The organism is Streptomyces sp. NPDC048483 (assembly GCF_040651455.1).
Classification (GTDB): domain Bacteria; phylum Actinomycetota; class Actinomycetes; order Streptomycetales; family Streptomycetaceae; genus Streptomyces.
This window is the reverse complement of record NZ_JBEZJZ010000007.1, coordinates 90,200-103,618: the sequence shown is the minus strand read 5'-3', so window position 1 is coordinate 103,618 and position 13,419 is coordinate 90,200. Positions and strand designations below refer to the sequence as shown.

The following is a 13,419-nucleotide window of genomic DNA, read 5'->3' as shown; positions in this document are numbered from 1 at the left end:
TCCCTTCACCGGCAGGGGGTGCCGGACGGTGCAAGCGGAGAACGGGGGCCGATGTGCGGCGCCGTGGTGCGGCCCGAGGGGCCGTAGGCCGCGCCGCGGCCCAGGGAAACACGCGTGATGGAGATGATGACTGCGCTGTCTCGCCGCCAATGGGGGGTACACCCAATGTCAGCGGCACGGAGATCCATTCGCAGCGGGTAACGCCAATCGCTCCGTAACAACGCTTGCAAGCTAAGAGCGAGTGAAGGCGAAGTCAACGCGTTACGTGCCGGTAACCTGCCGCGATTGCGTCTGTATTGTGCATCTTTCAGGGCGCCTTTTCGCAGTTAGACCCCGGAATTGCAGTGGGACAGCGTTGTCAGACGGTGCTCGTGACAGCGCTGTCTCAGAAGGTTCCCGGTGCGGCCGCATGGTGCTACCGTCCCGTCATGCCACCAGCTCAGCGGCACCCGACCCTGGCCGACGTCGCCGAACGCGCCGGGGTCTCCGCCTCCACCGTCTCCCGCACGCTCCGCGGGCTCTCGACCGTCTCTCCCGACGTACGCGCCCGGGTTGAGCGGGCCGCCCGCGAGATGAACTTCGTCGTCTCGCGCCATGCCTCCAGCCTGGTCACCGGCAAGACCGGTGTGGTCGCGGCCCTCGTGCCGACCCTCAACTCCTGGTTCATCGGCTCGGCACTGTCCAGCCTCGGCCCGGTGCTGCGCGAGTCCGGCCTGGAATTGCTGGTCTACGTCACCCCCGACATGGACGAGCGGTCCACCTTCTTCGAGCGCCTCCCGGCCCGGCGGAACGCCGACGCGCTGCTGGTCTTCTCCTTCGACCTCTCCGAGGAGGAGAGCGCGCGCCTGGACGACCTCAACATGCCGGTGATCTACATCAGCCAGCACGCCGAAGGCCGGCCCAGCGTGTACGTCGACGACGAGAGGGGCGCGCACCAGGTCACCCAGCATCTGCTCAATCTCGGACACCGCCGGATCGCCTTCGTCAAGACGATCGGCGCCAGCGGCTTCACCTTCAGCTCCCACGAGCGGCTGACCGGCTATCAGCAGGCGCTGGCCGAGGCGGGTATCGCCCTGGACGACGACCTGGTGGTCGACACCCTTCCCGGCGACAAGCGCGGCACGATGGAGGCGATCGGTCAGTTGCTCAGCCTGCGCGAACCACCCACCGCGATCTTCGCGGAACAGGACGAGGTCGCCGTCTCCGTGATGTGGACGCTGCGCCAGAGCAATGTCGACGTGCCCGAGCGGATGTCCGTAGTGGGCTTCGACGACCATCAGATGGCCAAGTGGTCGGACCTGACGACGATGGCCCAATCCCCTTCGGACATCGGGCGCGCCGCAGCCGATCTGGCCCTCGCCCTCATCAACGAGCCGGAGGCGGACCAGGAGCGGCACGTCGTGCTCCCCACCCGGCTGATCCCGCGCGGCAGCACGGCGCCGGCGCCCGTACGCTCCGCGCATGCGCAGGTGTCTCTGCCACAGGCGAGGCACGGGAGTAGCCGTCGCGAGCCGGGTGACACAGAAGAGGTGGGGGAGCAGCCGTCGGGGCCGGATGTTTTCCCGCCCGGCCTCCGGGCACGTGCAGAGTGAACGGCCCTGCAGCGGCAATCCCATCCCATCGCACCCCGGCCACGCGCCGGGAAGCAGGACGGAGGAGGACGCCCATGTTGAAGGCGATCGCAGATGTGCTCCGTGCCATCGGCGGGGCCATCGCCACCGTCGTCACCCTGCCGTTCCGAGCAGTCGCCCGGCTCTTCGGCGGCGCTTCGGACACCGCGCACGGTCACCACTGAGAGCTCGAGGCGAGTCGCCCTCTCAGCCACCCCTCAGGGTTGCCCTACGGAGTAGGGCAACCTCTCGGACGCCCCGGCTGGTCCCCCGTCCAGCCGGGGTTTTCCGCGTCCTGGAGACCGTGCCCGGCCGGACCTCTGGACGTGATGGGCGGGGCGCTCCGGGGTCAGGCGAAGTCGAAGGTGGCGACGACGGGCGCGTGGTCGGACTCGGGGTACTTGATATCGGTGGCGAAGGCGATGGAGTCGTCGTGGAGGATCTCGTTGTGGATCTCTGAGCCGCGGTAGTGGGCGAGGAGGTTGCGGGTGACCAGCATGTGGTCGATCATCTCCCCGCGGCCGTGGTGGAAGAGGGTGTAGCGGGCCTCGTTGGGGATGGTGTGCTCGACGGGGACCAGGACCCGGGAGGCGAGGTCGCCGTTGTTGGTGTCCTCGACGTTGCCGCAGATTGCCAGTACCGGGACTTCTTCGGGCTCGGCGTTGAAGTCACCGGTGACGATGATGCGCGCGTCCGGATCGTCGTCGAGGATCTGGTCGACGAGGCGTCTGACTTCCAGGGCCTGGCTCATGCGTTTCATGGACGACAGGAAGCTGCCTTCGGCCCGGCTGTCGGCGGTGCGCCAGATACCCTTCTGGGAGTCGATCACCTGGCCGGGGATATCGGTGGGCAGCTTGGATTTCAGGTGCACGGTGATGACGTGCAGCAGCCTGCCGGGTTCTGCGTGGTCGATGTCGATCTGCGCGTGCAGGATGGGCCGCTCGACACCGATCGACACCGGTCCCGCGTCGGGGGGTGTGGCGGTGAGCCGCTGGTAGCGGGGCTCGGCGACCAGGTCGTTCTTCAGCTGCTGGTGCTTGATGACCGGCAGGTGGGTGGCGATGACCAGGTTGCGCATGTCGAAGACCGCGTCGGTCTCGGGCTTGGTGCTGACCATGGGCGCGCCGTCGAGGTTGGTGCCGGTGAGTAGCTCCTTCAGTGCGAGCAGGGCACGCGGCTGCCCGGGGCGCTCCTGCCCGTGGACTTCCTGGAAGCAGGCGATATCCGCCCGCAGCCTTGTGATCTGCGGCTTCATCAGCGTGATGCGTTCAGCCAGCGACGGGCGCGCACCCGCAGCGGTCTCGTCGAAGTTCTCCAGGTTGAAGGTGGCAATCCGGATCTGCGTCATAGATGTCCCCAGGGCTCGTCATGGCCAGGGTGCGCAGCGTAAGCAGCTGTTACTGATGGTGTAGGTGAGGCGCGCTCTGCGTTCCGCCGACTGCCGGGCGCTCCCGCTGCCGCTCACTCTGGTGCACCACCTCCACCGGGGCCTAAAGGCTCCGCCACGCCGTTTCGCTCTGATGTCCCAGCCGATCTCGCCCGCGGCATCGGCCGCGTCCTGGACTTGCTGGAGCAGTCGGGAAGGCACGTCCGTGCTCCCGCATCCAGCCGACATTCGAGCCAACCCTGAAGTCCAACTCGCTTCACAATCAGCCGTGTTCACGCACGTGCAAGGATGAAGGCCATGTGGTCAAGACTGCCATTCGGGGAGACACTGCGAGCCGAGCTCGGCGCACCTGGTCGCGGTCGCCGACTGAGCAGCAGCCCGCGCTCACGGGTATGGCGGGCCGAGCTGTCCGGCACACCAGTGGTGGTCAAGCAGCTCATCGACGCTCCGGAGGCCGCCGAGAGGTATGCGCGTGAGGTGGCAGCGCTGAAGCTTGCGTCCCGGGTTGACCCGCCCGTGGTGCCGATGCTCCTCGGCACCGATCCAGGGGAACGGGTCCTGGTCCTGGAGCACCTGGATCACCAGCAGCTCCGCGAGGACTGGATGGTCGACTATGCGTCGGCGCTGGCCCGACTCCACGCGGCCACCAGCGCCGACGATGCAGGCGTACTCCCCACCTGGTCCGGCCCGACCCAGGACGACATCGATTCCTTCCTCGGGCTTGCCAGGACGCTCGGCGTCGCGGTGCCGTCCGGAGTGCGAACCGAGCTGGACGGCCTCGTGAACCGTCTGCTCGGCACACCGGGCCATGCCCTGCTGCACGGCGACCCCTGCCCCGGCAACGACGTGCACACCAGCCGTGGCGTCCGGTTCGTCGACTTCGAACAGGCCGCGCTGGGCAACGGGCTCGTGGAGCTTGCCTACCTGCGCATCGGTTTCCCGACCTGCTGGTGCGTCACCGCCCCACCTCAGCCTGTGCTGCACGCAGCAGAGGCGGCCTATCGAGCGGCATGGCTCAACGCGACGGGCACCGAGGTCCAAGACGATCTCGCCGACGCATGTGCCGGCTGGCTGCTACGAGGCGACGCCCTGGTCCAGCGGGCCTACCGCGGAACCGCCGACCACCTGGCCAAGATCCCGAACCGGGACTGGAAGTGGGGCACGGCAACGGCCCGGCAGCGACTCGTCCACCGTCTCGGAATCGTCAGCCAGATGACCGCTGACGGCGGTGCGCTCAAGGGCCTGGGGCAACTCGCCACGGTCATCCGACAGGACATGCTCACCCGATGGCCCGCGCTTCAACCACTGCCCCTACAACGGCCATAGGGGAACCTTCCCGGTCGAAGAACTTGCGGGTCTCGTTGCCGAGTTGGGCTATTTCACAGCACCCGCCGCGGCCTGCCCGTCAGCATGTCTGTAGGTCCCCAGAGACGCGCTCCCTCGCGCCGGCAATCCGCGGAGCGGCAGCAGCAGTACCCGCCACGCGCGGCGATCCGTGCTCTGGGGTGAAGCCCCGATTCCAGGGCAACGTCACCCGCTTGCGGGTCTTGGAGAGCTTGACGGCGATGTGCTTGAGGGCTCGGGAAGCTGCACGAACGCTCCGGTGCCCTCGGCTGCCGTGCTCAGGCGAAGGTCGTCATGGCCTCTCGAGCCGCAGTGCCAGATCCTCGGGGAGGGCATCACGGTTCGCCCGGTTCACCTGCACGAGTTCGATGTCGGTGCGCCGCTTGAGGGCGTCGGTGAACGGGTCACTCTTCGCGTGGACGGTGGCGACGATGTCGATGCCGGACGTGAACAGGCACCGGATGACGTCCTGGAACGCGGTGCATGCCAGCTCCATACGCCCGAGCTCGTCGATCAGCACGAGCTCCACAGGATCGGGACCCGCTGCTGCTGACCTGAGCGCCGGCAGGGCGAGCCGCTCCATGACGCCCAGGTCGACGCCGTACCGGCCCACCCGCGGTGGACCCGGGAGGTCGACGTGGGCGAGGACGGCGCGCAGACCGCCCTCCAGTGTTTCCAGCGCGAATCCGGTCCGGGTGCCGCCTTGCCGGATCTCCTCCGTAGTGAAGCCGACGGCCCTACGGGTGCGCAGCAGCGCGGCCAGCCGCCGGACAACGGTCGTTTTGCCCGCGCCGGGGCGTCCCTCAAGCAGGATTCTCGTCGGCATCGTGTGCTCCATGTCGGGTGTGTCGTACGAGGTTCCCGGCGTGCTGGTCGGCGCACTCGGCCAATTGGGTGTTCTGCCTGCCTTGGTGCTGGCTCTGCCGCCGCGCGCTGTACGGAGACTTGCTGGTGGTACTCATGCCGCCACCCGTGTGCTGTGTAGTGTCCGCCCAGCACAGCGACGGTGCGGAATCCGAAGTTCCGTAGCGACAACGGGAGTTGGAGACCTGAGGGAAGTCTCCGAGGTATGCCGTGCCGAGCTTGGGCTCATGGAAGCTGCACTTCCCCCTCACCGGAAGCTGTCACCTAGGGCCGCGTCCGCCCCAGGTGGCCACCACCAACCGGCACCGAGGACTGCCGTCGGGGCGTCGGCCGAGCTCCGGAAGCGCGTGCAGTTGTACGTCGAATCCGGCCCGAGTCAATTCTGCGTGTACATCGGTGAGGCGGAACGTCCGGTAGTACATGACGAATTCCGGGTGCCACAGCGCGTTGCGCACCCGCATTGCCGCGTCGAAGGCCAGCAAGGCCCAGTAGCCGGGCGATCCCGGCCGGGCCGGCGCAACGATCGGGAAGACGAACCGGCCGCCGGGGCGCAGCGCGGAGCGAACCTGCGCGAACAGCCCCGGCCGCTCGCGGGGCAGAAAATGCCCGAACGCGCCGAAGCTCACCACGAGATCGAAGACCGGCCCGAACGGGAGGGACCGCGCATCCGCGCGCAGCCACTCCACGCGCGGTGCAGTGGGTGTGCTCCGTTCACGGGCACGCCCCTCGGCGAGCATGCCCGCGCTGATGTCGACACCGGTGACCCGCTCCCGGCACACCTGCCGCAGCACGTCCATGCCGGCGCCGGTGCCGCAGCACAGGTCGAGGCCACTGCCGAACGGCCCGAGCTCGTGCAGCACTCGGGAGACGGGAGTCAGTACCGACTCCGGGGTCCGGAACGGAGTCCGGTCGAATGTGGGGGCGAGCAGGTCATAGCCGCGCTCGACGGAGGACAGCGCCTGAACGGCGAGCTCACGCAATGTAGGGCCCTGGGGTGCGAACATCTCCCTCAGCATAGGACCGTTCCGATCCGTACTGCGGCACAGGACGGATCGACTCCGATCTGTTCTTCACTGGATCGGCCGCGCGCAGTGTTATATTGCGAGAGGAACGAACCTGAGCGCACCAAAATCCGGTGCCGGTTCCGTCTTCCCTCTCATGTCGCTGCTGCATAGCCGTCCTTCTCGAACGGCGACCCAACACAGTGCCGACTGTTTCGACACTCGCAGCCAAGCGATTCTGTAACACCTCCTTTCCGGTTGCGGGCCTATCTGACGGCCTGCCGGGCGCGGGGCGTGATCTCACCGCTCCGCCTTCCCACACCGGGCCTTCCTCCAGGTCAGTCCATACACCAACGTCCCGAAAGGGCACTCACGCCCATGACCAGTACGTTTGCGTCTATTTCCCAGTCCGTCAGCGCCACCAACGCCGTTGCTGCCGACGGCACTTCTGTCCGTCCTGCTGAGCCGACCGCCGCACGACCCCCCGTGCCGGCGGCCGGGACTCTGGACATCGTCGACGAAAGGTCAGGACTCGGCTTTCTTCGGGGGAAGGGGTATGTCTCCTCACCCGATGACGTCCGGGTGCCCTCGGCTTTGATCCGTCAAATCGGCCTCCGCAAAGGCGATTTCGTCGTGGGTGCGTGCGGCAGGCAGCGGTCGCTCACCGAGGTCGAGTCGGTCGATGGCCGCCTGCCGGAGACGTTGCGCGGCCGGCCGCATTTCCGTGACCTCACGCCGCTGCATCCGCGAGACCGTATGCGCTTCGAAAGTGCGGCGGGCGGGCTCACCGCGCGCATCGTCGACCTCGTCGCGCCGGTCGGCAAGGGGCAGCGCGGGCTGATCGTCGCGCCGCCCAAGACGGGAAAGACAGTGCTGCTGCAACAACTTGCCGCCGCCGTCTCCGACCAGCACCCCGAATGCCGGCTGATGGTGGTACTGATCGACGAACGACCGGAGGAAGTCACCGCGATGCGTCGCTCCGTGCGCGCAGAGGTGCTCGCGTCAACCTTCGACCGGTCGGCGGAAGAGCACATCGCGCTCGCCGACCTGTCGGTGGAACGCGCCAAACGGCTCGTCGAGCACGGGCAGGACGTCGTGATCCTCTTCGATTCCCTCACCCGGCTGTGCCGGGCGCACAACAATGCCGCCGCGTCCGGCGGCCGAACGCTGAGCGGAGGCGTCGATGCCGCCGCGCTCCACGGCCCCAAGCGGCTCTTCGGGGCGGCGCGTCGCACAGAGGAGGGCGGTTCGCTGACCATTCTCGCCACGGCCCTGGTGGGGACCGGGTCCCGTGCCGACGACTACTTCTTCGAGGAATTGAAGAGCACCGGAAACATGGAACTCCGTCTGGATCGCACGCTGGCGGAACGACGGATCTACCCAGCGGTCGACATCATCGCCTCCGGCACCCGCCGCGAGGAACTGATGCTCTCGACAGCGGAGTTGACGGCCACCCGCCAACTGCGACGCGCCCTGCGGACCGGTGACGAACGGCTGAACACGGGAGCTCTGCTCGACCAGGTCCGGCGGACGCCGGACAACGCGACATTCCTGCAGCAGTTGCGGCACATCGCCCCAGGTCCATGATCGCCCCCACACGAACACCGGCCATTGGCGGACCTGGCGCATGACCCTCCTCGGGCAGGTTACATACTGCTGGTTACATTCTCCTGGTCACCTACTGTTCATCGCCTCGGCAACGGATTCGGCGACAACGTACTGTTCGCCGGCCGTGCCAACGGCGCATGTGTTCCTACCGAGCTGTGGGCCCCAGGGCGCCGCAGCCACCGACCACCCTCTTCAGGAGGCGCGATGGACGAGATTCGCGTGCTGTCCGCCACGGCGATCCTGGGCTACGGATTCCCCGACGCGTCGTTCGAAGCCGGTCTGGCCCACCGACCCCACGTCATCGCCGCCGATGCCGGCTCCACCGACCCCGGCCCGTACTACCTGGGCGCGGGAGAATCGTTCACCGACCGTACGGCGGTCAAGCGCGATCTGGAGCGGATGATCCACGCCGGGCAGAGCCTGGGCATCCCTGTGGTCATCGGGTCCGCGGGTGGTGCCGGGGCCGCCCCGCACCTGACGTGGCTCCGCGACATCGTCGACGAGATCGCCACCGAGCAGGCCCTGCGCCTGCGCGCGGCCGTGATCCCCGCCGACATCGACCACGGCACCGTCCTCCAGGCCTTGCGGGACGGCCGGATCAGCGCGGTTCCGCACGGCCCGCAGCTCACCGCCGAGGATGTCCACGCCAGTAGGCACCTGGTGGCGCAGATGGGCACGGCACCACTCGTGGCCGCGCTGCGCGGCGGCGCCGATGTAGTCCTTGCCGGGCGCGCCTACGATCCGGCGGTGTTCGCCGCGATGCCGCTGCTGCACGGCTTCGACGAGGGACTGGCCCTGCATATGAGCAAGATCCTGGAATGCGCCGCAATCGCCGCGGTGCCCGGCAGCGGCAGCGACTGCATGCTCGGCACGCTGCGCCAAGACCACTTCGTCCTCGAGCCCTTGAACCCGGCTCGACGGTGCACCCCCACATCGGTGGCCGCGCACACGCTCTACGAGAAGAGCGACCCCTGCCGGCTGCCCGGACCCGGCGGATACCTGGACCTCAGCGACTGTGTCTTCACGCCGGAGGACGAGCGCCGCGTGCGCGTCTCCGGCTCCCGCCACATCGCTCAGCCCTTCGCGGTCAAGCTCGAAGGCGCCCGGCTGCGCGGGTACCGTACCGTGTCGGTGGCCGGCGCCCGGGACCCGTTCTTCATCCGTGAGATCGACACGATCGTCCAGGGCGTACGGGACCGCGTGTCGGACAACTTCCCCGATATCGCACCTGGCAGCTACGACCTGCTCGTGCGCGTCTACGGGGCCGACGGCTGCATGGGCTCGCTCGAGCCCTCGCCCCGGCCACAAGGCCACGAAGTCGGCATCGTCATCGAGGCCGTCGCCGGCAGCCAGGACCTTGCCGACACCCTCTGCGGCTTCGCCCGCTCCACGATGCTGCACTTCGGCTACCCCGGGCGCCTGTCCACGGCCGGCAATCTGGCGTTTCCCTATTCCCCGTCCGACTTCCACGCCGGCGCCGTCTACGAGTGGAGCGTCTACCACCTCATGACGGCCGACGATCCGCTCGCGCTGTTCCCGATCACGTACCTCGACTACCCCGGAGACCACTCGTGACCGCTCCGTTGACCGAACTCGCCGACGTCATCCGCAGCAAGAACTCCGGACCGTACGAACTCACCCTCGACATCATCTTCACGGCCCAGGAGCAGTACGACCTCGTCAAGCGGCAGCGGTCCATCCACCGGGCCCTGGTGGCGGAGCTCTACCAGGTGCCCGTCGACGACGTCAGCGAGCCGATCTTCTACGATCCGGCGAAGGCCGTGAAGATCAACCTGCGCCGCCCTCTCGTCTCCGGGAACGTCGGTGAATGTGATGTCTATGGGGCGCAGCAGCACGGCCCCTTGCTGGCGATGCGTCTGCCGACCCCATGAGGACGGCGAGGCAGTCCTCGGCTCCGAGGGTGAGACCGCTGACCCGGTCGCCCGGCGCCCCGGCCGCGGTCAGCATCAGCACCATCACGCGATCGTGCCGCTCGGTGATCATCTGGCAGAGCGCGTCGCCGTGGATGCCGGTCAGGTCGCGGTCGAGGACCACCACGTCGTACGCGTTCTGGTCTCGCTTGGCGGCGGCGTCCAGACCGTCGTACGCGATGTCGACGGCCATCACCTGATCCCGCAATCCCTCGGCGACTACGTCGGCGAGCGACCGCGCGTCCTCGACGACCAGTGTCGGCGCCACATGACGCCCGAGGTGGAGGGGCTGACGCCTCTCGAGGCGTCCACTTTGGTGCAGAGGGAAGCCGCGCTCATCTGCCGAATGGTCGCTTCCCGCGCCTTCTCAGAGCGCAAGAATCCAGCCCGGGATCTTTCGATGGTGTCCCGCGATGCGGTCGAATCGTGTGTGGCGCCTATGCGGGCTGCCGGCTACAGCAACGGTGCGTGTCCCTTGCCCAGAAATCCGAACAAGTGCTCTAGTCGTAGGCGTGCGCCACTCGATCGCCGATGACCTCGTACAAACCCAACGGGCACGGATGGCCACCTATCCGCCGTTTACGCTTACTCCGAAGGTTCACACAGGCGCACGGCGAGGGCGGCGATGTCGTCGTCAAGGCGCCCTCTGCTGTAGTGGAGGAGGTCGCGGTGAAGAGCCGCGAGCAGCTCGCGGGGCGGCGCCGGGGGCTGTCGGCGCATCCAGGCTGCCAGCGGGAAGAACTCGCCGTCGCGGGCGCGGGCCTCGGCGACCCCGTCCGTATAGAGAAGCAGCAGGTCGCCGGGGGCGAAGCCGAAGGTGTCGATGGTGTAGTGATCGCCCATCAGCTCCGCGAGGTTGAGCAGCGGCGAGGGAAGGGTGGGCTCGAGGACACGGAGTTCCCCGCGGTTCAGGAGCAGCGGCGGGGGGTGCCCGCAGTTGAGGATCTCGATACGCCCGCCCCCGTGCGGGATCTCGACGAGCAGGGCGGTGGCGAAGCGCTCCATCGGCCCCTCAGGGGGGAAGGCGGCGTTGTAACGGGTGCTGCTGGCCTCCAGTCGGCGCACGACGCTGACCAGGTCGGCCTCGCCGTAGGCCGCCTCCCGGAAGGCGTTGACGATCGCCGCGGCCGCCCCCACCGCCGGCAGGCCCTTGCCCCGCACATCACCGATGAGCAGCCTGACCCCGTACCGCGTGTCGACCACCTCGTAGAAGTCCCCGCCGATCCGGGCCTCCGCCGCGGCCGCGAGATACAGCGACTCGATCTCGACGTCCCCGAAGCGGCGCGGCATCGGACTCAGCACCACCTGCTGCGCCGCGTCGGCGACGAGCCGCACCTGAAAGAGGGTCCGCTCCCGCTGGAGCCGGACATGGCTTCCGTACGCGGCCGCCACGGTGACCGCGATGATCCCCGCAGCCGTCCACCACGTCCCCAGGCCGGGAAACACGATGCCGAGGCCGATCATCAGAAGAAAGGAGGCCGTCCCCAGCAGGATGGTGGGGAGCACCGGCCACATAGCGGCGGCGAGGGCCGGCGCCGCGGGCAGGAGGCGGCTGAAGGCCACTTCCGGCGGAGTGGCGTACGCCAAGGCGGCGATGACGACGGTCAGGATGACCGGCGACAGCAGCACAAGCAGCCCCCGTCCGTGGCGACGACGGTGGCGCGGCCGTCCAGACTCGATCACGCTTCACAGAATATCTATGCAAAGTGGACATAGCGCTGTGGCGGATTCGAGTCGGCCACCTGCCCCGGACTGTGCACCCGGATGGTCAGCGGGGCTGAGCTTTCCCGGGGCCGCTACGCCTTCACCGCCGCCACCCCGGCGAGTGGCACGCTCCGGCCCTTGCGTGATCCGGACGCGGTCGAGCTCGATGACGACGACGAGGGGGCCGAACGCTGAACGTGCGCCCTGGCAGGTTTGTCACGCGTACCGTCCTGGCCTGGTGCGGGCCGCCGTGGCCCGCGCCGCCGCCCCGGCGGTGCCAGGCAGTCATTCGCCCGGCGCCGCCTTCTGGCAGGGAGGTCCCCTACAAGACGAGGGAGCGATGGTGCCGGTTCAGCCCGGATGCCAGTACATGATCAAGAATGCGGGACAGCCCGTCCACCTCGACGACCAGGGTGGGGGCAGTACGCGCACCCTTACCACGACGGCGGGCGCGGCTCCGAGATCGAGCGGCGCGGCCGGCTCTCAGGCACTAACACGATGCTGTGGGGGCTTGAACAGCAGCGCGTCATCAACGAGGTCGCCAACCTCCGATGGGTCAACATCGCCGACCCCGGCGACCCTGTGGCCGTCCCATCCCAACTCGGCCGGCACTTCGACGGGTCGCCTTGGACCACCCCCGTCATCAGCCCCCGCTTCCCTCTCCACCACCACCTACCTGCAGTCCGCGACCGCCGCCGCCATCATTGCCCCTGACCTCGGCATCTGACCCTCGGGCGTCATTGGCAGCGTGGCCACTCTCGCGCCAACGGACTGCTGGTGTTCTACGCCGCACGTTTGTTGATGACGTTCAGCGAGGTGTCGGCCGCGCATTCCCCGATGGGCACAGAGGTGTTCGCTGTGCCCATCGCGGATCCCTCCAGAGTTCCTAGCTGAGTTCCGGCACGGCACATGAGAAGTTGTACGCGGCGAAGTCGGTGACCGGGACGTATCCGATTCGCTGGTAAAGGGCGTTGCTGGTGGGGTTGGCAGGGTCCGCGAACAGCACGACCTCCGTCGCGCCTGCGGCCAGCGCGGCCCTGCTCACCTCGACCGTCACCGCGCCCGCGTAGCCACGACCCCGGAGATGAGCCGGGGTGTAGACGGGGTCCACCCGGATCATGCCGCTGACCATCGACGTCGAGCCCGCCATGGAGACGGGAGTGCCGTCCGGGGTCTCCCAGAACGTGAAGTGCTTGTCGGCGAAGCGCGAGTCGGCCCAGGAGCCGGCGTCCACGGCGGGGACTTCTCCGACCGCGTCGAGGAACTCGCCGCACCAGCAGACGAGTTGCTCATGGTCCTGCTCGCCCACGACTCGACCCCGGCCCTCTGGGCGCGGCCCCGGTGGGGTGAGCGTGCCGAGACGGTACAGACGGATCCGCTTGCTGAGCGTCGGCGCTGCGTCCGGACCTGGACCCACCGCAGCAGGTCGGACGACCCGTAGCGGCGATAGCCGGAACCGTCGCGGCGCGGTTCGTCAACCAGGCCGAGCCGGGGGTAATGGCGAAGGGTCTTGATCGTGACGCCGGCGAGTTGGCGGGTGGTCTCGGCGATGGCGCGGAAATCCTTACGTCGACCGACCGACCGACCGACCGATCGATCGATCTGTCCGGTCCAGGTCCTGATCGACCCGTGCGTACCGCGTTTCCTGACCGCCCTCGACGAAGCAGACCCCGTGAACGACAGCGCGCTGATCAGCAAGCCCACCCCGCTGGCAGGAGGATCCCCTGCCCATGCCTGAGACCGACACACACCAGAAGGTACGCGCCACCTCACAGGCGTGCGCCGCGGACTCCGCCACGGAACCGGTCGTCGGCACCACTGCTTTCGACCGGTTTCCCTCCGCCTCCGAAACGCCCCAGGACGGCACGTCGGCAGACACCGCCGACTGCGGCACGGGGAGAGCCTCTGCCGGGCGGGAGATCGCACGTCGGAGGCTTTTCGCGACAGCAGGCCCTCCGCGCCACCCACCG

12 protein-coding genes and 2 pseudogenes are annotated in these 13,419 nt (G+C 68.2%); 7 read left to right on the top strand and 7 right to left on the bottom strand.

Features of this window, described 5'->3' with window-relative positions; all coding sequences use genetic code 11:
- Positions 1 to 428 precede the first annotated feature (428 nt).
- Both AB0D04_RS06030 and AB0D04_RS06025 read left to right on the top strand, forming a co-directional pair.
- Positions 429 to 1,592: a LacI family DNA-binding transcriptional regulator gene (locus AB0D04_RS06030; RefSeq protein WP_362699823.1), complete on the top strand. Its 1,164-nt coding sequence runs from the start codon at positions 429 to 431 to the stop codon at positions 1,590 to 1,592.
- A 74-nt stretch (positions 1,593 to 1,666) separates the two neighbouring features.
- On the top strand, positions 1,667 to 1,795 hold the full coding sequence (locus AB0D04_RS06025; protein WP_263398772.1) for an LPFR motif small protein: 129 nt from the start codon (positions 1,667 to 1,669) through the stop codon (positions 1,793 to 1,795).
- A gap of 164 nt (positions 1,796 to 1,959) precedes the next feature.
- On the opposite strand, the gene AB0D04_RS06020 is transcribed toward AB0D04_RS06025, so the two are convergent.
- Positions 1,960 to 2,958 (bottom strand): endonuclease/exonuclease/phosphatase family protein, encoded by a 999-nt coding sequence (locus AB0D04_RS06020; RefSeq protein WP_362699821.1) that lies wholly within the window; start codon positions 2,956 to 2,958, stop codon positions 1,960 to 1,962.
- Between the two features lie 336 nt (positions 2,959 to 3,294).
- Between AB0D04_RS06020 and AB0D04_RS06015 the strand changes: the two genes are divergently transcribed.
- Positions 3,295 to 4,323: an aminoglycoside phosphotransferase family protein gene (locus AB0D04_RS06015; RefSeq protein ID WP_362699819.1), complete on the top strand. Its 1,029-nt coding sequence runs from the start codon at positions 3,295 to 3,297 to the stop codon at positions 4,321 to 4,323.
- A 310-nt stretch (positions 4,324 to 4,633) separates the two neighbouring features.
- On the opposite strand, the gene AB0D04_RS06010 is transcribed toward AB0D04_RS06015, so the two are convergent.
- Together AB0D04_RS06010 and AB0D04_RS06005 are read right to left on the bottom strand one after the other, a co-directional pair.
- On the bottom strand, positions 4,634 to 5,167 hold the full coding sequence (locus AB0D04_RS06010) for a nucleoside-triphosphatase (RefSeq protein WP_362699817.1): 534 nt from the start codon (positions 5,165 to 5,167) through the stop codon (positions 4,634 to 4,636).
- A 298-nt stretch (positions 5,168 to 5,465) separates the two neighbouring features.
- On the bottom strand, positions 5,466 to 6,209 hold the full coding sequence (locus tag AB0D04_RS06005; RefSeq protein ID WP_362699815.1) for a class I SAM-dependent methyltransferase: 744 nt from the start codon (positions 6,207 to 6,209) through the stop codon (positions 5,466 to 5,468).
- A 483-nt stretch (positions 6,210 to 6,692) separates the two neighbouring features.
- Between AB0D04_RS06005 and rho the strand changes: the two genes are divergently transcribed.
- The 3 genes from rho (at position 6,693) to AB0D04_RS05990 (ending at position 9,706) form a co-directional block, all read left to right on the top strand.
- Complete coding sequence (gene rho, locus AB0D04_RS06000) at positions 6,693 to 7,793, top strand: transcription termination factor Rho (protein WP_362699813.1); 1,101 nt, start codon at positions 6,693 to 6,695, stop codon at positions 7,791 to 7,793.
- A 225-nt stretch (positions 7,794 to 8,018) separates the two neighbouring features.
- Positions 8,019 to 9,389 carry an acyclic terpene utilization AtuA family protein gene (locus AB0D04_RS05995; RefSeq protein ID WP_362699811.1) on the top strand — a complete coding sequence of 457 codons (1,371 nt, stop codon included), beginning with the start codon at positions 8,019 to 8,021 and terminating at the stop codon, positions 9,387 to 9,389.
- On the top strand, positions 9,386 to 9,706 hold the full coding sequence (locus AB0D04_RS05990; protein WP_362699809.1) for a DUF4387 domain-containing protein: 321 nt from the start codon (positions 9,386 to 9,388) through the stop codon (positions 9,704 to 9,706). Before AB0D04_RS05995 ends, AB0D04_RS05990 begins: the two co-directional genes overlap by 4 nt.
- Here the strand turns inward: AB0D04_RS05990 and AB0D04_RS05985 are convergent.
- A complete protein-coding gene (locus AB0D04_RS05985; protein ID WP_362699914.1) occupies positions 9,603 to 9,941 on the bottom strand; it encodes a response regulator in 339 nt (112 codons plus the stop codon). The two genes, AB0D04_RS05990 and AB0D04_RS05985, sit on opposite strands and share 104 nt — an antisense overlap.
- Before the next feature lie 389 nt (positions 9,942 to 10,330).
- Entirely contained in the window at positions 10,331 to 11,428 is a 1,098-nt protein-coding gene (locus tag AB0D04_RS05980) for a PP2C family protein-serine/threonine phosphatase (RefSeq protein WP_362699808.1), read from the bottom strand.
- 81 nt (positions 11,429 to 11,509) lie between these two features.
- On the opposite strand from AB0D04_RS05980, the gene AB0D04_RS05975 reads away from it, so the two are divergent.
- Positions 11,510 to 11,644, top strand: a complete 135-nt coding sequence (locus AB0D04_RS05975) for a hypothetical protein (protein WP_362699806.1) — start codon at positions 11,510 to 11,512, stop codon at positions 11,642 to 11,644.
- Between the two features lie 691 nt (positions 11,645 to 12,335).
- Here the strand turns inward: AB0D04_RS05975 and AB0D04_RS05970 are convergent.
- Together AB0D04_RS05970 and AB0D04_RS05965 are read right to left on the bottom strand one after the other, a co-directional pair.
- Positions 12,336 to 12,833 (bottom strand): annotated as a pseudogene (locus AB0D04_RS05970) (GNAT family N-acetyltransferase); the annotation flags it as partial.
- Between the two features lie 65 nt (positions 12,834 to 12,898).
- A pseudogene (locus tag AB0D04_RS05965) lies at positions 12,899 to 13,153 on the bottom strand (hypothetical protein); the annotation flags it as partial.
- Positions 13,154 to 13,419 lie beyond the last annotated feature (266 nt).

Excerpts from the sequence above, each read along its gene's own strand:
- AB0D04_RS06025 (WP_263398772.1), top strand. The coding sequence starts at position 1,667 with ATGTTGAAGGCGATCGCAGATGTGCTCCGTGCCATCGGCGGGGCCATC.
- AB0D04_RS06015 (WP_362699819.1), top strand. The coding sequence starts at position 3,295 with ATGTGGTCAAGACTGCCATTCGGGGAGACACTGCGAGCCGAGCTCGGC.
- AB0D04_RS06010 (WP_362699817.1), bottom strand. The coding sequence starts at position 5,167 with ATGCCGACGAGAATCCTGCTTGAGGGACGCCCCGGCGCGGGCAAAACG.
- AB0D04_RS06005 (WP_362699815.1), bottom strand. The coding sequence starts at position 6,209 with ATGTTCGCACCCCAGGGCCCTACATTGCGTGAGCTCGCCGTTCAGGCG.
- AB0D04_RS06030 (WP_362699823.1), top strand. The coding sequence starts at position 429 with ATGCCACCAGCTCAGCGGCACCCGACCCTGGCCGACGTCGCCGAACGC.
- AB0D04_RS06020 (WP_362699821.1), bottom strand. The coding sequence starts at position 2,958 with ATGACGCAGATCCGGATTGCCACCTTCAACCTGGAGAACTTCGACGAG.
- AB0D04_RS05995 (WP_362699811.1), top strand. The coding sequence starts at position 8,019 with ATGGACGAGATTCGCGTGCTGTCCGCCACGGCGATCCTGGGCTACGGA.
- AB0D04_RS05975 (WP_362699806.1), top strand. The coding sequence starts at position 11,510 with ATGGTCAGCGGGGCTGAGCTTTCCCGGGGCCGCTACGCCTTCACCGCC.